The organism is Allobosea sp. 2RAB26, from assembly GCF_052115465.1.
Classification (GTDB): domain Bacteria; phylum Pseudomonadota; class Alphaproteobacteria; order Rhizobiales; family Beijerinckiaceae; genus Allobosea.
In genome coordinates this window covers 45,047-68,561 of sequence record NZ_JBFRGS010000001.1, presented here as the reverse complement: position 1 = coordinate 68,561, position 23,515 = coordinate 45,047, and the positions used below count along the sequence as shown (strand labels likewise).

Sequence of the window (23,515 nt, the reverse complement as noted above, 5' to 3'; positions counted from 1 at the left end):
CCGCCTTTGCGGGGACGGAAAGACTGCCCGTTCAAATATGCAACGTAAGCATTTTCTCAGCCCGTGTCAGGAGCCTCGACGCTCATGTTCCTTAAAGATCGTACCGCCCTCGTCACCGGATCGACCTCCGGCATCGGTCTCGCCTATGCGCGCGCACTCGCCAGGGAAGGCGCCCATCTTGTCATCAACGGCATCATGCCGGCCCCCGATGCCGAGGCGCTGCGCAGCGGACTCGAGAAGGAGTTCGGAATCAAGGCCCAGTTCTCGCCGGCCGACATGACCAAGCCAGCCGAGATCGCCGCCATGGTTGCGGAGGCGGAGAAGACATTCGGCGCCATCGACATCCTGGTGAACAATGCCGGGATCCAGCATGTCGCGCCGGTCGACGAGTTCCCGATCGAGAAATGGGACCAGATCATCGCGATCAACCTGTCCTCGGCCTTCCACACCACCCGCGCCGCGCTGCCCGGAATGAAGCGCAAGGGCTGGGGCCGGATCATCAACACTGCGTCGGCCCATGCCTTTGTCGCCTCGCCCTTCAAGTCGGCCTATGTCTCGGCCAAGCACGGCATTGCCGGCTTCACCAAGACGGTCGCGCTTGAAGTCGCAACCAAAGGCATCACGGTCAACGCCATCGCACCCGGCTACGTCTGGACCCCGCTGGTCGAGAAGCAGATCCCCGATACGATGAAGGCGCGCGGGTTGACCAAGGAGCAGGTCATCAATGACGTGCTGCTCGAGGCCCAGCCCACCAAGGAGTTCGTGACGGTCGAGCAGGTCGCGGCGCTCGCGATCTTCCTTTGCACGGATGCGGCGAAATCCATCACCGGTGCCACCTTGCCGATGGATGGCGGCTGGACCGCAGCGTGACCGGCAGGCGCAGGACCGGCGCGCGTCTGGTCGAGGGCCTCGCCGGTCCCAAGGCCGAGAAGAGCGTTTCCCTTGCTCTCCAGGGTGGTGGCGCCCATGGCGCCTTCACCTGGGGCGTGCTCGATGCGATCCTCGAGGACGGACGCCTCGCCATCGAGGCGCTGTCTGGCACCAGCGCCGGTGCGATGAACGCAGTCGTGCTTAGCGAGGGCTGGATCGACGGCGGCATCGACGGCGCCCGCACCCAGCTCGAGAATTTCTGGCGGCGCATCAGCGTCGACGGCAAATATGGCGGCTCCGAGCGTTCGCTGATCGACACCATGCTCGGCGCCTGGGGCAAGAACGGCACCCAGCCCGGACTGCTCTGGTTCGAGCTCTTTTCCAAGGTCGCGAGCCCCTATGACGTCAACCCGCTGAACATCAACCCGCTGCGCGGCGTGATCGCCGACCTGATCGACTTCGACAAGGTTCAGGCGTGCCGGGCGGTCAAGCTCTTCATTGCCGCAACCAATGTCCGCACAGGCAAGATCAAGGTCTTCAATGGCGACGAACTGACGGCCGACCACCTGATGGCCTCGGCGTGCCTGCCGATGCTGTTCCAGGCGGTCGAGATCAAGGGCGAGGCCTATTGGGACGGCGGCTATATGGGCAACCCCGCCCTGTTTCCCCTGTTCTATGAGGCTACCGGCGACGACATCCTGCTGGTGCAGATCAACCCTCTGCAGCGCAAGGAACTGCCGACCAATGCCCGCGCCATCCAGGACCGGCTGAACGAAATCACCTTCAACGCCTCGCTGCTGCGCGAGCTGCGCGCCATCGATTTCGTCAATCGCCTGGTCGATGCCGGCAAGCTGCCCAAGGACGAGTACAAGCGCGTGCTGATGCACCGCATCGATGGCGGGCCGCCTCTGGCCGAGTTGACCAGTTCCACGCGCATGAACGCGGAATGGGACTTTCTGCTGCGGCTGCGCGACATGGGCCGTGCTGCCGCGAAGCGCTGGCTGAAACGCAATTACGACGCCATCGGCGTCCAGGGAACGCTCGACCTGAAGGAGGCGATCTCCTAGGGCATCGGCCCGGAAAGTGGATTGCGGCTTTCGTGAAAGCCCATGCAACCGCAGACGTTAGATCATGGGATCGGATACGATATGCCCCATGATCGGGGCCATCGGGTCAGGCGATACTCAATCGCCAGACCGTGCTCTTCTTGATCTCGGCGTCTTCCAGCGAGCGCGTCACGGGGACTTCATAGGTCGCCAGTTCCTGCAAGCGCTGCCGCGGCAGATAGCTGCGCCCCGGATCGCCGATCAGCACTTCGGCGCCGCGGGCAACCAGCCCCGAAAGCCAGTCGACCACGCTCTCCGCCATGGCCCGTTCATAGCAGACATCGCCGGCGCAGATCAGCTCCCAGCCGTCATCGCGCCCGATCAGGTCTTCCAGAGCTGCAGTCACCGAGACACCGTTCGCCTCCGCGTTCAGCGTGATCGCCTCGGCCGCGAAAGCATCGATGTCGCAAGCCTGAACATGGGCCGCCCCTGCTTTTGCCGCCGCGATCGCGACGAGACCCGAGCCGCTGGCAAAATCGAGCACGCGCTTGCCGCGCACGATCTCGGGATGATCGAGAAGATGCCGTGCCAGCGCCTGTCCGCCTGCCCAGGCGAAGGCCCAGAACGGCGGCGGCAGCCCGATGACCGCAAGCTCGTCCTCTGTCTTCTGCCAGAGTTCGGTCGCCTCCTCGGCGACATGCAGGCTGATTTCGGACGCATGAGGCACCGGCATCAGCCGCGTATGCGCGAGGATGAAGCCGCGCCGATCAAGCGTGGCGAGCGGCGCGCTCACGCTGCGACATCCGTCTGGGGCCGGGCCAAGAGGCCACGATAGAGCGCCTTCACCGCATCCATGACATCGCGTTCGGTGTGGCCATCGAGCAGACGGTTGCGCGCGCTCGCGCCCATCCGCTCAACCAGCCCCGGCGCAGCTGCGAGCACGATCAGCGCCTTGGCGAGCGCAGCCGCATCGTCCGACGGCACCACCATGCCGTCCTGCCCGTCGCGCACGAAGCTGCGGCAGCCCGGCACATCGGTCGTCAGGATAGCCCGGCCGCAGGCCGCCGCCTCGAGGATCGTTCGCGGCAGCCCTTCGCCGCCGCGCGATGGCAGGCAGCAGAGATGGTGGTTCCGCCAGACACCCTCGATATCGCGCGTCGGACCGGCCCAATGGATGCCGGGACGCGCAGCCCATTCCTTGAGAGTCGTCTCCGGGATCGCCTTCGGATTGGACGCATCAGGCGCACCATGGATGGTGAGTTCGACGCGCGCCCCCTGCGCCCTGGCGAGCTTCACCGCCTCGACGGCGAGGTCGACGCCCTTCGACCAGAGCATGCGTGCGACCAGCGCGACCTTGAGCGGCGGCGCCGGCGGCATCGGCTCCGGCATCAGCACGAGCGGATCGACCCCCGCGCCGCCGACGATCGCGACCTTGCCCTTGTCTTGCGGATCGAACCCCAGCGTCACCGGATCATCGGGATTCTCGAACAGGAAGCGGACGCCGGGTCCGTCGATCGCCTCACGCAGCCAGGTCCGGGCGGCCAGCCGCGCCAGGGCGGCGAGCTGCCCCTGTCTGGCCCCGAGGAAGCCGAGCCCGGTCAGCGCATAGACGCGCCGGTCGATCCCGGCGAGCCTGCCGGCCAGCCCTGCCAGCGCGATCGGCTTCAGCGCGATGCAGTGCAGGATATCCGGCCGTTCGGCTGCGATCAGACGCTTCAGTGTCTGGACCTGGCGCACCAGTGCCAGCGGCGAGAGGCTGCCCCGTTCCGCTTCGAGCGCAATCAGCCGGGCGCCCGTCGCCTCGATGACGCGACGATGCTGGCGCTCACGCGCGATCACGACGACATCCAGATCCAACTCGCGCGCAGCGCGCGCCATCGGCAGGAAATGCGAGGCGAAGAACCAGTCTTCCGTGACGACGAAGAGGAGTTTGGGGCGGCGCATGATGGCCGGACATGAGGCTGAAGCGGACGAGAAGGTCAAGCGGCCCGCTTGTCAGGGGCCGTGCCGCAGACCTGTCAGGCCACGAGCCAGACAAGGCCAAACCCTCCATGGCTCAGCTATGGCGCGATTCCTTCAGGGTCGGCAGGAACCAGGCGAGCAGGCCTATCGCCGGCAGGAACGAGCAGATTCGATAGATCGTCTCGATGCCGAGCTGGTCGGCAAATTCGCCGAGCAGGGCTGCCGCAATGCCACCGAGTCCGAAGGACAGCCCGTAAAAGAAGCCCCCGACCAGTCCGATGCGGCCCGGCATCAGTTCCATAGCATAGATCAGGATGGCGGCGAAGGCGCTCGACATGATCAGGTTGATGATGATGGTCAGGACGCCCGTCCAGAAGAGGTCGGCATAGGGCAGCACGAGCGTGAAGGGCAGCGCACCCAGGATCGAGAACCAGATGATCTTGTTGCGCCCGATCCTGTCACCGAGCATGCCGCCGAACAGGGCACCTGCCGCCGAGGACCCCAGGAACAGGAACAGCATGACCTGGGAGGTCTGGACGGAAACGCCGAACTTCCCGATCAGGTAGAAGGTGTAGAACGAGCTGAAGCTCGCACTGTACGCGTTCTTCGAGAACAGCAGAATAATCAGGATTGCGACGGCCGGAGCAACACTCGCCAGGGGCGGTGCCGAGATGGCGACCGGGTCGGCTGCACCCGCGACCTTGCCGCGCACCTGCCGCGGACCGACGAGTGCGGACTGTCCTGCGGTCCAGACCATCAGTGCCATGGCGATCAGTGCCGCCGCCGAGAACCATGCCAGGCTGCCCTGGCCGTTCGGCACGATGATGAAGGCTGCCAGCAAGGGCCCCAGGGCGCCCCCGGTCTGACCGCCCACCTGGAAGATCCCCTGTGCCAAGCCATGCTGCCCGCCGGACGCATTGCGCGCCATCCGCGTCGCCTCGGGATGAAAGATCGATGAACCGATGCCGACGCAGGCTGCCGCCAGCAATAGCAGCGAATAGCTGCTGGCAAAGGCCAGGCCGACGAGGCCGAACAGGGAAAACCCCATGCCGACGACCATCGAATACGGCATCGGCTTCTTGTCGGTGTAGAGACCGACCAGCGGCTGCAGCAGCGAGGCCGAGACCTGAAATGTCAGGGTGATCAGCCCGATCTGTCCGAAATCGAGCGCATAGGCGGTCTTGATGATCGGATAGATAGCCGGAATCAGCGACTGAATCATGTCGTTGAGCAGGTGCGTGACGCTGAGGGCGATCAGCACGGGCATTGTTGCGCGACGGGCGATCCCGACCGGCGTAGTCACATTCATGAGCTATGACTTATGTTTCGGCTAACCAGTCAGTCGCTCACTAAAGCAAGCCGAGAGGCCGGACAATTTCATTGCCATGCTCTGCAAGCGATGCTGCGCGTCGCCCAGCGCGGACACTTCACGGCTGGACCAGTTGCGGCCGGACACTCAAACGGGTCCGGCCCTCCGGAGGTTGCGGAGAGCCGGACTGCAAGAGGCCACGCGCTGGCTCAGTAGAGGCTGCAGACCCGGCGGTGGCCGACGACGTCGCGGAAACGGTTGATGCGCTCGACCAGATCGCAGCGGCCGACGGGAGCATCCTCCTCATAGACCGGCTCGGCATAGGCACGGCCAGTTGAGGCAGCGAGCAATCCGCCGACGGCCAGCGCTCCGACGATGCCGGCACCGACACCCCAATACGGGCCGCGGTAGCGCGGGCGGGCTTCGGCGCCACCTACGCTGGCGAGGAGCGCGGTGCCGAGCGTGAAGGCGGCGAGAGTGGCGGCCATGCTCTTCCGGAAGGTGGTCATCGTCTGTCTCCTGCAGCTCGATCGGGAGCGAACCATTCGCCCTCCATGACCATTGGTCGCGGCAAGCGCGCAGAAGGTTCAAAGCAGCGCCGTTTTTTTTTCAGGGGCGAGCCGTCGACATTGGCAGGGCGCGCGACAGGGCCGCCGGTCCGTCGACCCGGCCCGCTCCGAAGACAGGGTCCTTGCCCCTGCCGCCGAGATCGACGGCGTTTTCGCTCAGGAGCCTGCGCACCTCATCGAGGCCGAGCTCCGGACGCTTCTCGAGCAGCAGTGCCACGAGTCCCGAGACATGGGCCGCTGCGATCGAGGTGCCTGACGAGAAGGCGTAGCGTCCTTGCGGCTCGGCCGCGAGCACATCGACTCCCGGTGCGGCAACCGCAATGTAATCACCGCGGTTGGCCCCGGAGAACGGCTTGTCGTCTGCATCGGTCGCAGTGACGGCAATGACATTCGGATCGGCACCCGGATAGAGCGGCGCCGCCTTGGCTCCGCCATTGCCCGCGGCCGCGACCGCGATCATGCCCTTGGTCTTGGCCCCTGCGAGCGAGCGTGACAGCAGCCGGTCCTGCGGGCCGGCGAAGCTCAAGTTGAGAATGCGGGCGCCCTCGCCTGCCGCCCAGTCGAGCGCCGCCAGGATATGGAAGGTCGTGCCATTGGCGGGTCCCGTCGTCGCCGCTCCCGAGAAGGCGCGCGCCGCCAAAAGCCGCGCGCCCGGAGCAATCCCCTGCAATTGCGCCTGCGCCAGGATCGCCGCCGCCATCGCAGTGCCATGCGCATCGGGTTGGCCTTCGCCGCCGAGCGCATTGAAGGAACCGGCAAGAACACCCTGCAGCTCCGGATGGCTGGTATCGGCACCGGAATCGATCACGGCCACGCGGATCGCCGCACCGCGCGCGATCTTGTGCAGATCGTCGAGATGCAGCTTCTCGACCACATATTGCGGCTGCAGCTCGCGCTTGGGCACAGTCGAGACAAGTGGCGGGATCGGAGGAAGATCCGGGATGACGATCGTTTTTTCGGCATCGTCAGGCCTGCCTGCTGGCGGTACCGGCACACCATCCGCGCCCGCTGGCTGGGCGGTGCCCTTCGGTTCGTCCTGCTGCAAGGTATAAAGATAGTTCGGCTGGGCACTGGCGACGCGCGGATCGCCCACCATCTCGGCCAGCACGCCCCTGGCGCTGCGGCCGCCCTCGAGACGCGCACGAATGATGGTCATGCCGGCAAGCGCGAAGCGCCGGCTGGCAATCTGCGTCGCGCGATAGCGGCGAAGCACCGCCTCGGCTTGCGCATTCGGCGCAAGCTCGAACAGGATCTCCTCATTGACCAACCGCCGTTCGGTGGCCGGCGGGACGATCACATTGGGCTGACGCGCGGCCGGCCGGGCGGCTCGGGTCGGCGGCGGTGAGACGGGAGGAGCGGCGCGCCGCGTCCGGGGCGGCGCAACCTCTCGAACCGACGGCGGCCGCCGCGGCCTGCGCAACACCGGCTCCTCCTCATAATCCTCGATGATGACCGGCCGGCGGCTCGCTTGATCCAGGATCAACCCGCCGATGATGCCGGCGCCGACACCGACGGCCGCGGGCCCCCAGCTACCTCCGCCCGGATATCGTCCAGGATAACGAGGCGGCCGCCCAGGCGCGCCACCGGGACGCTGGTCGGGATAGGGCCTGGTCGTCGGGACGCGATCGCTTCCTGTCTCCGACCTCTGGCTCAGTCCCTGGCCCTGGCCGAAGCGCTGACCGCCGGTCCTGAAATCTTGAGCGGAAGCTGGGAAAATCAGCCCGATGAGCCAGACCAGGGCGGCGCAACCGGCAAATCGCGCCCACTGTTGATGCGACCTCCCGCTGGTTTGACGGAGCACGGCACCCACTCCCCATTTCGGCCCCAAGGCCAGCATCCCAAAGCCCCCGTCGCGCCCGCTACGGGGCCGGCGCTACGAAGCTGATGATCGCAGCCTCGGCCTTCATCCGCGCCGCGATGGCGTCGACCTGCGCCGGCGTCAGCTTCGCGTCGCCGACGCGCACCTTGAAGAAGCCGTTGGCGCGCGGACCGTCGACCACCGACGCCTCGTAGCGCTTGAAGAAAGCGGCAATGTCGGCGGCCCTTGCATCCGGTACGAAGCTGAGCAGGACATAACGCTCCGAGGACGATGTTCCCGGCGCAGACGCAGTCCGGAACCCACCCCCGCCACCGCGCAGGGCAACGCCCGTCAGCGCAACGCCCTGAATCGCGATCAATGCCAGAGCCGCGGCGCTGGCATAGGCAAGCTTTCGCGGCGGCAGCGCCGCCAGCCATTGGCCGAGCCAGCTCAGGAAGCCGCCGCGGGCCCGTGCCAGAAGCGGCGCCTGCTGCGGTTCGGCTTCGATGCCGGCCATCAGACGGTCGAGCGCGCGTGGCGAAGGGGCGCCCAGGCTCTCGTTGAGCAGGATCGTCTCCGCCATATCCTCACGGATGATCTCGAGCCGTGCGGCGAGTTCAGGATCAGTCGCCAGCGCCGTCTCGACGCGCGCCTTGTCGGCAGCCGAAATGCGGTCATTGGCGTAGAAGGGCAGCAGCTCTTCGAGCTCACGTCGCCTCGGATCGGTCGCGATGCCCTCAGTCATGGCGCACCTCCCGATTGGGCGGATCGAACCGGCCTCCGAAAGCACTCATGGCCAGCCCCGATCGATCCCGGCCGCCTTGAGCAGCTCGCCCAGCTTCTTGCGGGCATGGAAGAGCCGCGTCTTGACGGTGTTCTCGGGGATGCTGACAATCCGCGCCACCTCCTCCACGGAGGTCTCGTGATAATAGACGAGATCGATGACCTCGCGGTGTTCGAGGCTGAGCTTCCCGAGGCAGGCCCTGATCGCGAGACCCTTGTCCTGCTTCTGCAGCACGATTTCAGGATCGTCCGCCTCGTCCTCGATGGATTCGGCGAATTCGTCGTCCAGGCCAGCCTCGCGCCGCTTGCGCAGCAGCGAGTAGGCCTTGTTGCGGGTGATGGCGAGGAGCCAGGTCGTGACGCTGGCGCGCGCCTCGAACCGGTCCGCCTGCCGCCAGAGGTCCATGAAGACGTCACTGATCACATCCTCCGCAACCGTCTCGTCGCGCACGAGCCGCAGCGCGAAACGATAGACATGCACCTGGTGCCGCGAGAACAGCACCTTCATCGCGAGCCGGTCGCCCGAGGCGATCCGCTTGACGAGGTCTTCGTCGGACTCGGTATGCATCGCGCGGGGCCCTGCATGCCGGCTCGCAGGTTTGTCGCTGCGAATGCGGCGGAGGTTCAATCCGTTCCAAGATTAATGGCTCGCACGCATTGCGCCAGCCATTTGCTGCGACATCCTCAACCTGGGGTCGCGAACCCTGCCGCCGCAGCAGAGCCGCCCCCGAGCCGATCGCAGGGCGGGCCTGCTTTGCCAGCCTTCCGCCGCGCCGCGGAATCGTGGAAGCATGCGCCCTCGAACAAGGGGAGTTGAATATATGGCCGTTGCCAAGAGCGCGCGTGAGACTGTCTACCGGACGCAGAACTGGAACCTGACCAAGCCCTCGGCGCGCGGAAAGAACGGCATTGTCGTCTCGCAGAACCGCGAGGCAGCCGCAGCCGGCGCAGCGATCCTGGACGCCGGCGGCAATGCCGCAGACGCCGCCGTCTCTGCCTGCTTCGCGCTCGCCGCGGTCGAACCCTGGAACAGCGGTCTCGGCGGCATCGGCTTCGCGGTCGTGCTGAAGGCCGGTGAGCAGCGGGCGCAGGTCATCGATTTCGGCCCCGTCGCGCCCCGTCGCGCCGATCCGGCGGACTACCCGCTGACCGGCGCGATGAAGAAGGACCTCTTCACCTGGCCGGAGGTGGTGGACGACCGCAATATCCACGGACCGCTCTCCTTCTGCATCCCTTCGTCGGTTGCGGGCTATGCGGCGCTGAAACAGCATTTCGGCAGCGGACTGCCGGTCTCCGACCTCCTCGCCCCTGCGATCGCGCTCGCCAGGCGCGGGCTGGCGCAGGACTGGTACACGACGCTGAAGATCGCCTCCTCGGCCTCGGTCTTGCGGCTCTATGAAGAAAGCGCCCGCATCTATCTGCCTGGCGGCCTGCCGCCGGTGCCGCCCTATCAAGGTGTCCCGGGCTTCATGAGGCTCGGCAATCTTGCAGCGACCCTGGAGCGCCTGGCCGAGGCCGGCCTGCGCGACTTCTACGAAGGCGAAACTGCAAGGCGCCTCGCAGCCGACATCGCGGCAGTGGGCGGCGTCGTCGATGCGACCGACCTCGCAGGCTGCGAAGCGACCGTCCGGCAGGCTCCCGTGATCGACTGGCGCGGAACGCATGTGCTGCACACGGCCGGCGGGCTGACGGCCGCCCCGACGCTCGCCGCAGTGGTCGAAGGCATGGCCGCAGTCGCTCCGCCGACAGGAGGCCCGGACGCCGCCTGGTTCGCAAAGCTCTCGACGGTGATGCGCGAGGCCTATGCCGAGCGCCTCGCCGGACTCGGCGCCGCACACGCTGCACCGGAACCGGCCGACACCTGCACCACGCATCTGACCGTGGTCGATGGCGAGGGCAATCTTGTCGCCATTACCACCACGCTGCTCTCGTCGATGGGCAGCCGCGTCGTGCTGCCCGAGACCGGCGTGCTGATGAACAACGGCATGATGTGGTTCGATCCGCGCCCCGGCAGCGCCAATGCGATCACCCCCGGCGCGCGACCGCTCTGCAACATGTGCCCGGTCGTGGTGGCGCCGAAGGACGGCAACTGGCCGCGGTTTGCCATGGGCGCCTCGGGCGGCCGGCGTATCCTCGCCAGCGTCTACCAGAGCCTGGCCTGGACGCTCGATTTCGGCATGGACGTCGGCGAGGCCGCCCATGCGCCGCGCATCGACGTCTCCGGGCCGGATTCGACCAGCGCCGATTGCCGCCTGCCTGACGATGTTCTCGATGCGCTGGAAGCGGCCGGACCGGTCTCGGTCGTCGAGCACGGGGTGCTGCCGATCAACTTCGCCTGCCCGAACCTGATCCGCGTCGACACCGACGGTGCGGAGGGTTGCAGCGATCTCGTATCGCCCTGGTCTGCCGCGGTCGCGGCAGGCCCTGCGGCCTGACGCGAAGCCGCCCTGCGCCGGTCAGGCCCGGCGCAGGCCCCAGGGATAGGGCGCGGAGCCCGGCAGCATGCCGGTCAGGCTCTTGCGATAGGCCGTGCGAATGACGAACTGGCCGAGCGGGATGGTCGCGACCTCTTCGAGCGCCAGCCGCGCCAGGGCAACGGCAGCCTTCTTCTGGCCAGCCGCATCGGCAGCGTAGAGCCACTCCTCGGCCAGCTTCTCGGCGGTCTCGTTCTCCCACCAGCCGAACCAGCCCTTGGCTCCCTGACCACGGACGAGCAGCGACAGCGCCGGGTTGCTCCAGCCCACCGCCGGGCCGGTGGTGTGAAAGATGCTCCAGCCGCCCTTCTCGACGCTTTCGCGATTGCCGCGACGCTGCACGACCGTACCCCAGTCGCTGTCGGCCATCTGCACATTCATGCCGAGACGCTGCAGCAATTCGCCGGTGACCTGCCCGAGTGGGCCGATATCGGGGAAATCGGTGGGGCTGATGATGACGACCTTCTCGCCAGCATAACCGGACGCCGCCAGGGCGGCCTTCGCCTTGTCCAGGTTTTGCGGCATCAGGTCTTCCTGCTCGCCGGTATAATAGGGCGTGCCGCGCGGCCAGAGGCTGCGGCAGGTCTGCCAGAGCGTGGTGTCGTCGCCCTGCGTCGCCTGCATGTAATCCTCCTGGTTGACCGCCATGCGAACGGCCTGGCGCACCTTGGGATTGTTGAAGGGCGGGTGCAGGTGGTTCAACCGCATGATAGCCATCCGGCCGGAGGTGTCCGTCGCCTCCCGCCTGATCTCGGGATTGCTCGCGAGCAACGGCTGCAGGTCGGTCAGCGGACGCTCCCACCAGTCGACCTCGCCCTTCATCAGGGCCGAAGCCGCGGTCGCGGGATCGGGCAGGACCTGCCATTCCACCCGCTCGAAATAGCCGGTCTTGCCGCCAGCATTGCGGCTCGCCGGCTCGGGACGTGGCTTGTAGCCGGCGAATTTCTCGTAGACCACCCGGCTGCCGGAGACATACTCGCCCGGGATGAAGCGGTAGGGGCCGGAGCCGACGATCTCCGTCACCTGCTTGCTGGCATCGGTCACGGCCAGCCGTTCGGGCATGATGAAGGGCGGCGTATCGACCTTGGCGAGAGCCTCGAGCATCGTCGGGAAGGCGCGCGTCAGCTTGATCTCGAAGACCCGGTCATCGACGACCTGCCAGCTTTCAACCACCTTGGCCAGCAACTGCCCGTACGGGTCGCGCTGGCACCAGCGCTTCAGGCTGGCGACGCAATCGGCGGCCTTGACCGGCGCGCCGTCATGGAAGACCAGACCGTCACGAAGCGCGATGCGCCAGGTCTTGCCATCGTTCAGCACCTCGTGCCCTTCGGCCATTTGTGGCTGCGGCTTGAAGTCCATGTCGGCGCCGAAGAGCGTGTCGAAGACATAGTAGCCGTGATTATTGGTCACGGTCGCGGTGGTCCAGATCGGGTCGAGCGCGCTCAGATTGGCCTGCGGCACGAATTTCATCAGCGTGGAGCGCCCGGCCTGGGCCCGGGCGAGAGACGTCAACGAGGTACTGCCGAGGCCGGCTGCAACGGCCCCCTTCAAGAATGTACGGCGCTTCAACGGAAATCCCCTCTTGTCATTGTATTGGCGGCGACGGCGCGTCAGTCGAACCCCAGGAACCCTGGACTGTCGCTCAGGTGTTGAGCCTTCGCCAGCGCGGCGATGTCCGGCACCGGTCGCGCCGTACGTGGATCGCCTGCCAGCACCCGCTCGAGGGCCGCCGCAACGGCAAGCACCTTGGCGTCGCCGCCGCGCGGACCGACGATCTGCAACCCGAACGGCATGCCGTTGCGATCCAATCCGACCGGCAGCGAGATCGCGGGATGGCCAACCACGGTGACGGCATAGGCAAGTGCCAGCCAGTGGAAATAGGTTCGCGTCGCCTTGCCGTCGATTTCGGCCGGATAGAGTTCGCTCCAGGGCCGCGGGCTCAACGTCACGGCCGGCGACAGGATGACGTCGAAGCGCGAGAAGAAGCTCTGCCAGTTCTTGTAGAGCGCGGTCTGCTGCTTCAGCGCCTGGGTGACGTCGAGTGCGCTGTAGCGCAGTCCTTCCTCGACATTGGCGCGAACATTGGGGCCGACCTGTTCGGGCGTGTCGCGCACCCGCTCATGCATCGAGGCCAGGAAGGAGAGCGAGCGCAAGACCTCGAAGGTTTCGTCCGTGCCGCTGCAATCGGGCGTCGCCTCGTCAGCGACGGCAAAGAGGTGATTGAACAACCCGGTCTTCTCGGCAAAGACCTCACGGATATGCCGCTCGGTCGGCGCGAAACCGAAATCGGGCGTCAACGCGACCTTCAGCGAGGCGAGGTCGATCTCGGCCGGCCGCGCGAAATCCTCCGGTTTGCGCACGGTCTGGCCGAAGATCGTCGTTGCCAGCGGATCGCAGGCATCGTCCGAGACCATGGTCGAAAGCAGCAGGCAGAGGTCGGGCACGGTCCTCGCCATCGGGCCCAGCACACTCAGCGGGTTCCAGCCGAAGGGTCGCTTGTCGCTCGGGACCAGCCCCGGTGTCGGCCGAAAGCCGACGACGCCGTTGAAGGCCGCCGGATTGCGCAGCGAGCCGCCCGTATCCGAGCCGGTCGCGATCGGCACCATGTTGGTTGCCAGCGCGACGCCGGACCCGCCGGAGGAGCCGGCCGCCGATTTGGAGGGATCGAAGGGATTGCCGGTGACGCCATAGACGGCATTGCGCGTGTTCGCGCCGGCGCCCCATTCCGGCGTGTTGGTCTTTCCGGCGATGATGGCGCCGGCCTTGCGGACCGAGGCGACGATCAATTGGTCTTCAGGCGGCACGAAGTCCCGAAACAGCGGGCTGCCATAGGTCGTCCGCAGGCCCGCGACATTCTCGAGATCCTTGATGCCGACCGGCAGGCCATGCAGGGCGCCGAGCGCATCGCCGCGCATCGTCGCCTCATCTGCCATTCTCGCCGCCGCCCGCGCTCGCTCGTCATCGCGCGCAACCATGGCATTGACGGCCGGGTCGACGGCATCGATGCGGCGGATGCAGCTTTCCAGCAATTCGCTGGCTGAGAGGGACTTCGCCCCGATCAGGGCGCGCGCCTCTACGGCGCTGAGATCGCAAGGTTCGCTCAAGTCAGGGCCCCTTCCATTGGCATGGCGCGGCAGGCAAATGCCGCGTCTCGTCAGCCAGATCGACAGGAGGCCACGCTGGCACCACGAGGACCGGCCTCGCAATGCACAGGATTGCATCGGCCCGTTGCGCCGGCCGGCGGTGCGGCCCGATGACCGGCTCGCGAGCCAAGATCGGGCCGCTTCGCCTACTGCGTATTTGGCGGCAGAAGGTAAAGCGTCATGGCGAAAATCAGATAGACCATCAGCAGGAGCACGCCGACGAACCAGGTCGAGCGACCACCGCTGGTCGTCAGGAACGCGGTCAGCGTGGAAATGAGCACCATGACCACCGCCCCCGGCCAGAACAGCAAGTTCATCGGCGCTGGACCGATGACGTAGCTGAGCAGGACCAGCACCGGAGCGACGAAGAGCGCGATCTGGGATGCGCTTCCCAAGGCGATGCCCACGCTCAGGTCAAGCCGGTTTTTGCTCGCGCCGGAGAACGCCGAGGCCATTTCGGCAGCGCCGCCGACCAGGGCCACGACGATGAATCCTACAAACGCAGGCGTCATCCCCAGCGCAACAGCGGCCTGCTGCACGGATTCGATGAAGACTTCACTGACCAGTGCCACGAGGACCGTAACGCCAGCCAGGGTCGCGAGAGCCAAGCCCAGCGGAAATGCCTCTTCGCCAGCCTCCGCTGTATCCGTGCTGCCGAAGAACTCCCGGTGTGACTTGAGCGAGAATACCAAGCCCAACGCATAGGTCCCGATCAGCAGCACCGACAGACCCACGCTCAATTGATGGGCGAAGCTCGATGACGCCGCGGAGCCCGCATCGGGAACGATCGACGGAGCCAGCATGGCGACAACGGCAAGAAAGAGAAGGCTCGTCTGGAGGCGGGCACTGACCCGATTGTAATCCTGCACATGGTATTTGAGACCACCGATCAGAAATGACGCCCCCAACATGAACAGAGTGTTGGTCACGATCGCTCCGGCGATGGACGCCTTCACCAACGTGAATTCACCGGCGCGTAGCGCGGCCAGCGCAATGATCAGCTCGGTCAGGTTGCCTAGCGTGGCGTTGAGAAGGCCGCCCACGGCATCCCCTGTCTTCACGGCAACGGACTCCGTCGCGTGACTCAGCAACGTCGCCAGGGGTACGAGTGCCAGTACGGCAAGCACGAACAGGAGTGTATGTGCTTCGGGCTTGAGGCGCTGAGCGATGAATACTGCGGGCACCATCGCCAACAGCCAGAGAATGGCATTGTGGCGGATTTCCCGGAGAAGCGGGGCAATCATTGCCATCAGCTCGGCCTTCCTTGTCTTGGAACTGGCACCTTCGTTTGGGTTCCGAGTATTCTCAGGTGACGAACGTGAAGTAGAGAGCTTCGTTTATCCGCCAATCCTCTATGCGCTCAATCACCAATCCCGAGCCCGATCATGACAACCAGAACTCCGGACAGAATTGGCCCTATCACACGGAATTGTTGCGCGAGGGCGAAGAAAGAGGCGCGCCTTTTCTCTTTGGGCTCCATCAGATGAAACCTCGTAAGATTAGGCACCCACACGCCCCCAAGCAGACCGCGGCAGCCTTCCATTATAGTAAGGCAAGCGCTTCCATCTGTGCGTCGAACGCTAGAACAAGGCGTCGGCCACCGAACGGATCGAAAGCTGCCATGAGCGAATTTCCGACTGCCGGAACTGTCTATCGATCGTATTCACCGGTCAAGATCGCCGTTTCGGATGGATTAATCTGTTCTCGCGAAGATGGGTGCGCCGCCGGTACGCTGACGAGCGCGTTGGAGAGTACTCGACTTTCTGCCAGTCGCCAGCGGAACCGGACATGCCGATTCCCGGGCACATCATCGAATGCCAGAACGTTAGTTTACAGGGCTTACGTTCATTGTACTGTGTTCTGCGTGTCAGCCAACGATGAGCCGTGGTTGTTCGGCCAATCGGATAGGCAGGCACTTGGAACTCGTCTTCCGCTGCGTCCACCGGAGATCCAGCCCATTCTCGTCGCAGTTCCGACCTGGTCCAGAATGGGCTGAGTACTACACACCACGCGAGGCTCTTGCAGCAAACTGTTTAAGGGGGCAGATCGATGGACGGGAAGGCTCCAAACCTCGGTCGCCCATCGACCATGATCGACAATGCCATTCGGGTCGGTCTGGTTGCCCTGCTGGTCTATGCCTGCGCACGGATCGTGCTTCCCTTTGCATTCCTTTTGATTTGGTCAGCGATCCTGGCGGTGATGCTGTATCCGCTCCATCTGCGCTTGATGCCGCGGCTCGGGAATCGTGGATCGGCGCTGCTGATCGGACTGATCGGCGTCGTGTTGATGCTGGGGCCGATGGTGATTGCGGTGACGTCGCTTGCGACGACGCTCTATTCGCTGATCTCGACCTTGCAGAGCCAGAACGTAACCATCCCACAGCCACCCCTATGGCTCGATGGCACCCCTTTGATCGGCAAGAAATTAACGGAGATCTGGACACTCGTCGCCTCCAACCTGCCGGCGGCGCTGGCAAAATACGGCCACCTGCTCAGCGGGCCCTTGGCATGGCTGGCTACGTTCGCTGGTGGCCTTGCCGTTGGCGAACTCTCATTCGTTCTTTCCTTCGCGATCGCCGCGGTACTCATTGTCTACGGCAAGGACGCAGCAACCTTCGCTAGACGCCTGTTGACACGCGTCACAGGGAGCAACGAGCGCGCGGTGCAACTGGTCACGCTCACTGCAGCCACGATCCGCGGCGTGGGACTCGGGGTTGTTGGCGTTGCTCTGATCCAGTCATCGCTTTTAGGCCTGGGCTTCTTCGCCATAGGAATTCAGGCAGCCGGTCCCTTGACCCTTGTTGCGCTCATATTGGGCATCATGCAGGTGCCGCTGATTTTGCTGACGCTGCCTGTGGTCGGCTATGTCTTCATTTACGAAGCAACGCAGCCGGCAGTCATCTTTCTGATCTGGAATATTGTCGTCGGTCTCGGCGACAACATTCTCAGACCATTGATGCTCGGCAGAGGGCTGAATGTCCCGATGCCGGTCATTCTGATGGGTGTTATCGGCGGCATGATCGTCGACGGGCTCCTCGGACTATTCGTCGGGCCCGTTCTTCTGGCCGTCAGCTACGTGTTGCTGCTGGAATGGCTGCAGCAACACCCGGTGTGAATTGCTCTCCTACGGCGTCCTTACCTCGATCGCAGGCAGCGCCGCACCGGCGGAGGCGCGCCTCACGCCCTCCGTCGAAGGCGGCAAGCGCAATGGCCGCGAATGCACCGGCGCTTGCTCTAGGCTGCGCGCTTCAGCGCTTCGCCGAGCAGGGACACCATGTCGTCGATCTGCCCGGGCTCGACGATCAGCGGTGGCGACAGAGCGATGATGTCGCCGGTGACGCGGATCAGCAGCCCCTTCTCGAAGCAGTCGACGAAGATGTCATAAGCCCGCGCCCCGATCGCTCCAGCGCGCGATTCGAGCTCGATGCCGACGACGAGGCCGATGGTGCGGATATCGATCACATGCGGAGCGCCCCTGAGGCTATGCATCGCCTCCTGCCATTTCGCCGCGAGCTCGGCGGCGCGCGTCAGGAGCCCCTCTTCGGCATAGATGTCGAGCGTCGCGAGACCAGCGGCGCAAGCGATCGGGTGGCCGGAATAGGTGTAGCCATGGAACAGCTCGATCGCAGCCTCCGGACCGGTCATCAGCGCATCATGCACCTTGCGGCTGGCGAAGACGGCGCCCATCGGCACCGCACCATTGGTCAGCCCCTTGGCCGTCGTCATGATGTCCGGCACCACGCCAAAATACTCGGCCGCAAAGGGCGTGCCGAGACGGCCGAACCCGGTGATGACCTCGTCGAAGATCAGCAGGATGCCGTGACGCGTCGCAATCTCGCGCAGGCGCTGCAGATAGCCCTTCGGCGGCAACAGAACGCCGGTCGAGCCTGCGACGGGCTCGACGATCACCGCCGCGATCGTTTCCGCGCCATGCAGCGCGACCAGGCGCTCCAGATCGTCGGCAAGTTCGGCGCCGTGCTCCGGGAGCCCCTTCGTGTAGGCATTGCGGGCAAGATCATGCGTATGGCGCAGATGATCGCTGCCCGGAAGCTGCGGGAAGACACGCCGGTTATTGACCAGTCCACCGACAGAAATGCCGCCGAAGCCGACGCCGTGATAGCCGCGCTCGCGGCCGATCAGGCGGGTTCGCGTCCCCTGCCCGATCGCGCGCTGATAGGCGATGGCGATCTTGAGAGCCGTATCGACTGATTCCGAGCCCGAACCGGTGAAGAAGACGCGATCGAGTTTCGCCTCTCCGGCCCCTGGCGCCAGGGCGGCGAGGCGCTCGGCGAAGTCGAAGGCGATCGTGTGCCCCATTTGGAAGGACGGCGCATAATCGAGGGTCGAAAGCTGGCGCTCGACCGCTTCCGTGATCTGGCGGCGGCCATGTCCGGCATTGACGCACCAGAGCCCGGCCGTGCCGTCGACCACCTTGCGACCATCATCGGTGGTGTAGTGCATGCCCTGGGCCGAGGCGAGGAGCCGCGGCGCGGCCTTGAACTGCCGGTTGGGGGTAAAGGGCATCCAGTAGCTGTCGAGCGAGCGGGCGTTCTGCAATGAGGCTGGCGGAGTGTTGGCGGTCATGGCGTGCTCCCTTGTCTGCCTGCCACAAGCCACGTTCCATCATTGCCAACAAGTCTGTTTCGGATGAAACATAAGACGCTGATTTATAAGGAGACAAAGATAGATCGATGCAGATATTGAACAGAAGGAACAGCGGGTGATCGGCATCGATGTCGGAGGGGTGACTGCGCCATGCCGGTAAGCTCCGACACGAAAATGAGCTCATTTGGGGCCCGTGGGCGTCGGTTTGACAGATAAGCTGTCCCCTTCGCGTCAAACACAGTTGGCATATGTCCCACGGCAAGCGCACGGGACGAAGATGTGTCGAGGATCGTCGCGGGACAAGCACGGGTTGGCGGGGAGGAGAGTTCGGTGTCTGTGGACGTAGGTGCTCGCCTTAGATTCATCCGACAGAAATACAATCTATCGCAGCGCACGCTCGCTAGGCGTGTCGGCATAGCCAATTCGTCGATATCGCTGATCGAGTCGAACTCCATTAGCCCATCCGTTGGAGTCCTGAAGCGAATTCTCGATGGAGTTCCCATTGGACTCAGCGAATTCTTCTCAATGGAGCCTGACAGGCCGCAACAGACCTTCTATCAAGCCAGTGAATTGGTTGAGATTGGCAAGGGCGGGATTTCGTATCGGCAAGTGGGCGAGAGCCTGTTCGGTCGCGCACTTCAAATCCTGAAGGAACGCTACGAACCAGGGACCGACACAGGTCGTGTGCTGCTCGCCCATGATGGCGAAGAGGGCGGAATTGTCCTCATTGGCCGGCTGGAGGTCACGGTCGAGGATCAGCGCCGAATACTGGGCCCCGGCGATGCGTATTATTTCGATAGCCGAAGGCCGCATCGGTTTAGATGCGTGGGGCCGGTTGCCTGCGAAGTTGTAAGTGCCTGCACGCCGCCATCGTTTTAGCCCCGAGTTTGGGCCGGTGACGCGCCAACCGCTCTTGACGCCAACCGTCGATCGCGGACGGCATCTGCGATTGGCCGTCCAGGCTGCCCTGGCCTGCGAACCGTCTGAGTGCCTGCATCCCCGGATATTGCTTGGCGTCCGTTAGGCAGTCATTGCACCGATCTCCTGACGCTGCGCGGCATGAGGCTGACGAGACCGAGCAGCGCCAGCGCGACACCGATCCAAAGCGGCGAGCGCAAACCATAACCGGCGACGATACCGATGCCACCGAACCAGGCGCCTGCCGCAAGACCGATATTGATGACCGATGTGTGGACTGTGTTCACCAATGGCCCGGGGTGCGCTGTCTTCATGACGCGTGAAATCATCGCCGGGTTCATGGGGACCCCGACCAATCCTATCGCAATGAAAGCAACGACGCTGACAATGCGGTGATCGGCAAAGACTGCGAATGTCGCGAGCGTCCCCGCCAATGCGATCAGGCCGCCGACGAGGATCGGAATCGTATGCTTGTCGGCGAAGCGCCCAACGATCGCGTTGCCGATGACGTTGGCTGCACCATAAGCGCCGAGCAGCAGGGGTACCGTGGCAGGAGAAAAGCCCGTCACATCCGTAAAGATCGGCGAGAAATAACTGAATGCGGCAAAGGTCGCGCCAATGATCAGACCGCTCGTGGCATAGGCCGCCCAAAGCTGGCCGTTTCGGAACGATGCCAGTTCAGTGCTCAAGCTGATTTGGGCCGATTTCCTGGATGCCGGAACCAATGCTGCTATGACAGCGGCACACAGCATCGCGAGCGCGACGACCAGCCAAAAGCTCGCTCGCCAGCCAAAGCGCTGGTCAATCAAGGTCGCAGCCGGCACGCCCAGGACCGTCGCGAGCATCAACCCGGCGAGCACGATCGATGAGGCCCGCCCTCTCGCGTCCGGTCGAACGACTTCGGCACAGATGGCCAACGACACCCCGAAACATGCCGAACCGGCAACACCGGTGATGATCCGCGCAGCAACCATGATGCCATACCCATCCGCCGTCGCGGCGATGATCCCTCCAACACTGTAGAGCGCAAGCAAACCAAGCAGTGCGCGCTTGTTTGGAACTCCGAGTTTGAGAAGCGCGAGGGTCAGCAGCGGCCCACCGACGACCATCCCCGCCGCATAGATCGAGATCAGATACCCGACCTCGGCAATCGTTACGCCAAGCGCGGCCGACAGCGAGGGCATCATGCCGGCGACCATGAATTCCGACGTGGTCAGCGAAAAGATCGTCAATCCCAGGACATAGACCACTACCGGGAGTCCTTCCCGCACGGCCTGCGCTGTCGGCGTTCCGGAAGCCGAGCTCGCCGGGCTGCTGCGATCGACAGTGTCCATTGTCACTCAATCCATTCTATAATTCTCACTATAAAATTCGCTACCCGGCTTGCGTGCCATGGTCAAGGATTTATATAATTCACGCTACAGAAAGGAACACCATGGCAGTCCGAGGCCGCCCGCGCAGCTTTGCCCGTGACCACGCACTTCAGCGCATCATGGAAGTGTTCTGGGCCAAGGGGTATGAGGGCACTCAGCTCAACGACCTGACGGCAGCGATCGGGATTACGCCGCCGAGTTTTTATGCAGCCTTTGTCTCGAAGGAATCAGCGTTTCGGGAGGCGGTAGAGCTCTATGTGGCGACCGCGGGATCTGGCGCCCTGCGCGCGCTCGACGAAGGCACCACCGTACGGGAGTCGATCCGCGCCATGCTTCAGGCCAGCATCGACACGGCGCTCAGCGCACCACACTCTGGCGGCTGCCTGCTGATCCTCGGCGTGGTCAACTGCCAGATTGAAACCGAACCACTGCGCGAACTGCTCAGGAGCATTCGCGAGGAAACCGAGATGCGTATTCGCGCCAGGCTGGCTCGGGGCGTGGCGGAGGGTGACCTGGTGGGTTCGAGCAATATCCCGGTGCTGGCCAACTACTACAGCGCAGTGATGCAAGGCCTTTCAATGCAAGCTCGCGACGGCGCCACGAGAGACGAGCTCGAGGCGCTCATCGCTCCGTCAATGACCCCGCTGCACGTGTAGATCGCAGGCCGACCTGCCCAAACCATGCCCCCGAGAGGTCGAAACACGATGGAAGAACAGGTCAATCGTTCGATCCGCGATCATGCTACGTCCACTGGCAAGGTGGTGGTGCCCGCCGTGCTCAAGGACGATGTCGAACAGTTCCATTATGCCCCGGCGCGGCGCGCTGGAGATTTCGTATTTCTGTCCGGGCTTGTCGCCAGCAACAGGCAATCGACAGCGATGGACGCCGAGCGCTTTTGTAGCGAATTGCGTCGTGTCTTCACATTGATGGAACAGCTTCTGAACGCATGCGGGGCGCGTGTGGATGATGTCGTGGAACTTCAGATGTTTCATGTGCTCGGCAGCGACCGACTGGCGTTGGACAAAGCAGGACAACTGGCCGCGATTGCGGCCGTCCGGGACGAGTTCTTTCCCGCCCCCTATCCCGCCTGCGTCGAACTGGCCGTCGCTGAACTCAACGCGGCAGATGGGCTGGTGGAGATCAAGGCGACGGCATTTGCCCCCCTATTGCCTCGTGAACAGATGTAACGTGGTGAGCGCTCGACGCGCCTGGTTGCAAAGCGATGAATAGCAAACAAGACGACGAGCGATGAGCGAAGCCAAACAGGCCTTGGCAACAGCGACTATCTTACGGCCGGACGGAAGTGTTGCTTCTATCCATGACAGATGTCCCTTGCGGCAAGCGGATTGCATCCTCATCGGTGAGCATGGCTCTCCGATTTCATCGACAATGACAGCACCAATGCCATGGCTGCCAGCACCGCAGCGACGAGGCCGAGATTGTTCGAGCCCAGCCACTCAATTCCTAGACCGCCGATGGAACCCGATAGTGCGATGGCGAGGTACAGGATTGCCTGGTTGAGCGAAACGAGAACACCGGCGGCTTCAGGCTTCAGGGAGATCAGCCGGTGCTGTTGCGGCGTCGTAATGGCGAAGGCGGCGATGCCGTAGACCGCGATCAATGCAAAGGCCCATGCCAGGTTATCGATGGTCAATCGCAGGACGACTAGGCTGAGAATGAGCCAGACCAAGGCGATCGCCACCACCCTGCGGCCGCCAAAGCGGTCGGCGAGCATACCGGCGCCCAGGTTCCCGACAGTGCCAACCACGCCAAGCGTTGTCATGAGCCCCGCAAGGTAGAGACTGTTTCCCTGCGTCGCCGTTTCAAAGATGATCCCCATATAGGTGTAGCGCATATACACAGCGGTGAAGGCCAGCAGGGTCACTCCGAGGACCGCAGCGATTTGAGGCTCGAGCAGGAACCGCATTTGCTGGCGTAACCCCGGTGCTGTCGCGATCGTCGTTGTCTTCGGGACGGAGATGACGATCCCGATGACGCCAACCACGGCCAGTCCGGTTGCAAGCCACATGGTCGACCGCCAGCCGAACATCCCGCCGAACGCTGTACCCAAGGGTGCCCCAAGCGCAGTCGCCGCAGTGAAGCCGCTCACGACCAAAGCAATGGCTCGGCCCCGGTGTGCTGGCGAAACCATCGCGGCAGCAGTTACGGTGGCGGTCGGCACAAATAATCCAACGCCGAGAGCAGCCACGACCTGACCGGCCAGAACATGAGCATAGGAGGGCGCGAGCGCAGTCCAGACACTCCCCGCAAGATAAGTCACCACTGCGGCGACCAGTACGGTTCTTCGGTCCCATCCCCCGGTGGACGTCGTCAGGACCGGGCCCGCGAGTGCGCAGGTCAACGCGAAGATCGTGATGACCTGCCCCGCGACGGACGGCGCGATCTTGAGCGAACTGCTGAGAAGGGGCAGCAAGCCCGCCAGGACGAACTCGCCGGTTCCGACGACAAAGACACCGAATGCGAGCATCGAAACCGGGAGCCATGGGCTCTTGGCCTGCGGCCGATCGACTTCACGTGGAGTTTGCAGCGGCGCAGCGACCATGAGTGGACCTTTCCGGCCCGGCGATGTCAGCACCGATGCCAAGTCGTTTGGTTGGACAATTGGGATATGAGCGGCCTGCCGGCGCGGCGGCGCGGCTCATCAG

At 64.3% G+C, this 23,515-nt stretch carries 20 protein-coding genes and 1 pseudogene; 7 read left to right on the top strand and 14 right to left on the bottom strand.

The annotated features are described in order from the left end of the window. The first annotated feature begins 84 nt into the window (after positions 1-84). A complete protein-coding gene (locus AB4118_RS00315) occupies positions 85-870 on the top strand; it encodes a 3-hydroxybutyrate dehydrogenase (protein WP_441487851.1) in 786 nt (261 codons plus the stop codon). Next, positions 867-1,937 (top strand): patatin-like phospholipase family protein, encoded by a 1,071-nt coding sequence (locus AB4118_RS00310; RefSeq protein WP_441487850.1) that lies wholly within the window; start codon positions 867-869, stop codon positions 1,935-1,937. The genes AB4118_RS00315 and AB4118_RS00310 overlap by 4 nt, the downstream gene beginning before the upstream one ends. A gap of 106 nt (positions 1,938-2,043) precedes the next feature. On the opposite strand, the gene AB4118_RS00305 is transcribed toward AB4118_RS00310, so the two are convergent. The 7 genes from AB4118_RS00305 to AB4118_RS00275 all read right to left on the bottom strand — a co-directional run bounded on the left by AB4118_RS00305 (position 2,044) and on the right by AB4118_RS00275 (position 8,905). Further along, on the bottom strand, positions 2,044-2,649 hold the full coding sequence (locus AB4118_RS00305) for a class I SAM-dependent methyltransferase (RefSeq protein ID WP_441488328.1): 606 nt from the start codon (positions 2,647-2,649) through the stop codon (positions 2,044-2,046). Positions 2,650-2,705: 56 nt separating this feature from the next. Continuing rightward, positions 2,706-3,860 (bottom strand): glycosyltransferase, encoded by a 1,155-nt coding sequence (locus tag AB4118_RS00300; RefSeq protein ID WP_441487849.1) that lies wholly within the window; start codon positions 3,858-3,860, stop codon positions 2,706-2,708. A 112-nt stretch (positions 3,861-3,972) separates the two neighbouring features. Then, positions 3,973-5,187, bottom strand: a complete 1,215-nt coding sequence (locus AB4118_RS00295) for an MFS transporter (RefSeq protein ID WP_441487848.1) — start codon at positions 5,185-5,187, stop codon at positions 3,973-3,975. A 209-nt stretch (positions 5,188-5,396) separates the two neighbouring features. Further along, complete coding sequence (locus AB4118_RS00290) at positions 5,397-5,696, bottom strand: hypothetical protein (protein ID WP_441487847.1); 300 nt, start codon at positions 5,694-5,696, stop codon at positions 5,397-5,399. 100 nt (positions 5,697-5,796) lie between these two features. Next, positions 5,797-7,053: a S8 family serine peptidase gene (locus AB4118_RS00285; protein ID WP_441487846.1), complete on the bottom strand. Its 1,257-nt coding sequence runs from the start codon at positions 7,051-7,053 to the stop codon at positions 5,797-5,799. A gap of 562 nt (positions 7,054-7,615) precedes the next feature. Next, on the bottom strand, positions 7,616-8,299 hold the full coding sequence (locus AB4118_RS00280) for an anti-sigma factor family protein (RefSeq protein WP_441487845.1): 684 nt from the start codon (positions 8,297-8,299) through the stop codon (positions 7,616-7,618). A gap of 45 nt (positions 8,300-8,344) precedes the next feature. Then, the gene (locus tag AB4118_RS00275; protein ID WP_441487844.1) at positions 8,345-8,905 is read right to left on the bottom strand and encodes a sigma-70 family RNA polymerase sigma factor; all 561 of its coding nucleotides are present in this window, start codon (positions 8,903-8,905) and stop codon (positions 8,345-8,347) included. Between the two features lie 253 nt (positions 8,906-9,158). Between AB4118_RS00275 and AB4118_RS00270 the strand changes: the two genes are divergently transcribed. Beyond that, a complete protein-coding gene (locus AB4118_RS00270; RefSeq protein ID WP_441487843.1) occupies positions 9,159-10,772 on the top strand; it encodes a gamma-glutamyltransferase in 1,614 nt (537 codons plus the stop codon). A 21-nt stretch (positions 10,773-10,793) separates the two neighbouring features. On the opposite strand, the gene AB4118_RS00265 is transcribed toward AB4118_RS00270, so the two are convergent. From AB4118_RS00265 to AB4118_RS00250, 4 genes and pseudogenes are all read right to left on the bottom strand, one after another. Further along, positions 10,794-12,323, bottom strand: coding sequence for an ABC transporter substrate-binding protein (locus tag AB4118_RS00265; RefSeq protein ID WP_441487842.1), 1,530 nt, complete (start codon positions 12,321-12,323; stop codon positions 10,794-10,796). A 98-nt stretch (positions 12,324-12,421) separates the two neighbouring features. Continuing rightward, positions 12,422-13,915 carry an amidase gene (locus tag AB4118_RS00260; RefSeq protein WP_441487841.1) on the bottom strand — a complete coding sequence of 498 codons (1,494 nt, stop codon included), beginning with the start codon at positions 13,913-13,915 and terminating at the stop codon, positions 12,422-12,424. Positions 13,916-14,100: 185 nt separating this feature from the next. Beyond that, positions 14,101-15,195, bottom strand: a complete 1,095-nt coding sequence (cax, locus tag AB4118_RS00255) for a calcium/proton exchanger (RefSeq protein WP_441488327.1) — start codon at positions 15,193-15,195, stop codon at positions 14,101-14,103. Positions 15,196-15,262: 67 nt separating this feature from the next. Next, positions 15,263-15,434: pseudogene (locus tag AB4118_RS00250) on the bottom strand (potassium channel family protein); the annotation flags it as partial. Positions 15,435-16,003: 569 nt separating this feature from the next. Between AB4118_RS00250 and AB4118_RS00245 the strand changes: the two are divergent. Further along, a complete protein-coding gene (locus tag AB4118_RS00245) occupies positions 16,004-17,068 on the top strand; it encodes an AI-2E family transporter (protein WP_441487840.1) in 1,065 nt (354 codons plus the stop codon). Positions 17,069-17,187: 119 nt separating this feature from the next. On the opposite strand, the gene aptA is transcribed toward AB4118_RS00245, so the two are convergent. Beyond that, on the bottom strand, positions 17,188-18,537 hold the full coding sequence (gene aptA, locus AB4118_RS00240; protein ID WP_441487839.1) for an omega-aminotransferase AptA: 1,350 nt from the start codon (positions 18,535-18,537) through the stop codon (positions 17,188-17,190). A 351-nt stretch (positions 18,538-18,888) separates the two neighbouring features. Here aptA and AB4118_RS00235 point away from each other — a divergent pair, with 351 nt between their 5' ends. Beyond that, a complete protein-coding gene (locus AB4118_RS00235) occupies positions 18,889-19,437 on the top strand; it encodes a cupin domain-containing protein (protein ID WP_441487838.1) in 549 nt (182 codons plus the stop codon). 149 nt (positions 19,438-19,586) lie between these two features. Here the strand turns inward: AB4118_RS00235 and AB4118_RS00230 are convergent, their stop codons facing one another. Further along, the gene (locus tag AB4118_RS00230) at positions 19,587-20,810 is read right to left on the bottom strand and encodes an MFS transporter (RefSeq protein ID WP_441487837.1); all 1,224 of its coding nucleotides are present in this window, start codon (positions 20,808-20,810) and stop codon (positions 19,587-19,589) included. A 101-nt stretch (positions 20,811-20,911) separates the two neighbouring features. Here AB4118_RS00230 and AB4118_RS00225 point away from each other — a divergent pair, with 101 nt between their 5' ends. Together AB4118_RS00225 and AB4118_RS00220 are read left to right on the top strand one after the other, a co-directional pair. Continuing rightward, positions 20,912-21,505 carry a TetR/AcrR family transcriptional regulator gene (locus tag AB4118_RS00225; protein WP_441487836.1) on the top strand — a complete coding sequence of 198 codons (594 nt, stop codon included), beginning with the start codon at positions 20,912-20,914 and terminating at the stop codon, positions 21,503-21,505. 48 nt (positions 21,506-21,553) lie between these two features. After that, positions 21,554-22,036: a Rid family hydrolase gene (locus AB4118_RS00220; protein ID WP_441487835.1), complete on the top strand. Its 483-nt coding sequence runs from the start codon at positions 21,554-21,556 to the stop codon at positions 22,034-22,036. A 167-nt stretch (positions 22,037-22,203) separates the two neighbouring features. Here the strand turns inward: AB4118_RS00220 and AB4118_RS00215 are convergent, their stop codons facing one another. Beyond that, complete coding sequence (locus AB4118_RS00215) at positions 22,204-23,412, bottom strand: MFS transporter (protein WP_441487834.1); 1,209 nt, start codon at positions 23,410-23,412, stop codon at positions 22,204-22,206. Between the last annotated feature and the right edge of the window lie 103 nt (positions 23,413-23,515).

What these genes read in the sequence shown, in the direction of transcription:
- AB4118_RS00315 (WP_441487851.1), top strand. Translation starts at nt 85, where the DNA reads ATGTTCCTTAAAGATCGTACCGCCCTCGTCACCGGATCGACCTCCGGC.
- AB4118_RS00305 (WP_441488328.1), bottom strand. Translation starts at nt 2,649, where the DNA reads ATGCCGGTGCCTCATGCGTCCGAAATCAGCCTGCATGTCGCCGAGGAG.
- AB4118_RS00300 (WP_441487849.1), bottom strand. Translation starts at nt 3,860, where the DNA reads ATGCGCCGCCCCAAACTCCTCTTCGTCGTCACGGAAGACTGGTTCTTC.
- AB4118_RS00295 (WP_441487848.1), bottom strand. Translation starts at nt 5,187, where the DNA reads ATGAATGTGACTACGCCGGTCGGGATCGCCCGTCGCGCAACAATGCCC.
- AB4118_RS00290 (WP_441487847.1), bottom strand. Translation starts at nt 5,696, where the DNA reads ATGACCACCTTCCGGAAGAGCATGGCCGCCACTCTCGCCGCCTTCACG.
- AB4118_RS00280 (WP_441487845.1), bottom strand. Translation starts at nt 8,299, where the DNA reads ATGACTGAGGGCATCGCGACCGATCCGAGGCGACGTGAGCTCGAAGAG.
- AB4118_RS00275 (WP_441487844.1), bottom strand. Translation starts at nt 8,905, where the DNA reads ATGCATACCGAGTCCGACGAAGACCTCGTCAAGCGGATCGCCTCGGGC.
- AB4118_RS00270 (WP_441487843.1), top strand. Translation starts at nt 9,159, where the DNA reads ATGGCCGTTGCCAAGAGCGCGCGTGAGACTGTCTACCGGACGCAGAAC.
- AB4118_RS00245 (WP_441487840.1), top strand. Translation starts at nt 16,004, where the DNA reads ATGGACGGGAAGGCTCCAAACCTCGGTCGCCCATCGACCATGATCGAC.
- aptA (WP_441487839.1), bottom strand. Translation starts at nt 18,537, where the DNA reads ATGACCGCCAACACTCCGCCAGCCTCATTGCAGAACGCCCGCTCGCTC.
- AB4118_RS00230 (WP_441487837.1), bottom strand. Translation starts at nt 20,810, where the DNA reads ATGGACACTGTCGATCGCAGCAGCCCGGCGAGCTCGGCTTCCGGAACG.
- AB4118_RS00225 (WP_441487836.1), top strand. Translation starts at nt 20,912, where the DNA reads ATGGCAGTCCGAGGCCGCCCGCGCAGCTTTGCCCGTGACCACGCACTT.
- AB4118_RS00220 (WP_441487835.1), top strand. Translation starts at nt 21,554, where the DNA reads ATGGAAGAACAGGTCAATCGTTCGATCCGCGATCATGCTACGTCCACT.
- AB4118_RS00215 (WP_441487834.1), bottom strand. Translation starts at nt 23,412, where the DNA reads ATGGTCGCTGCGCCGCTGCAAACTCCACGTGAAGTCGATCGGCCGCAG.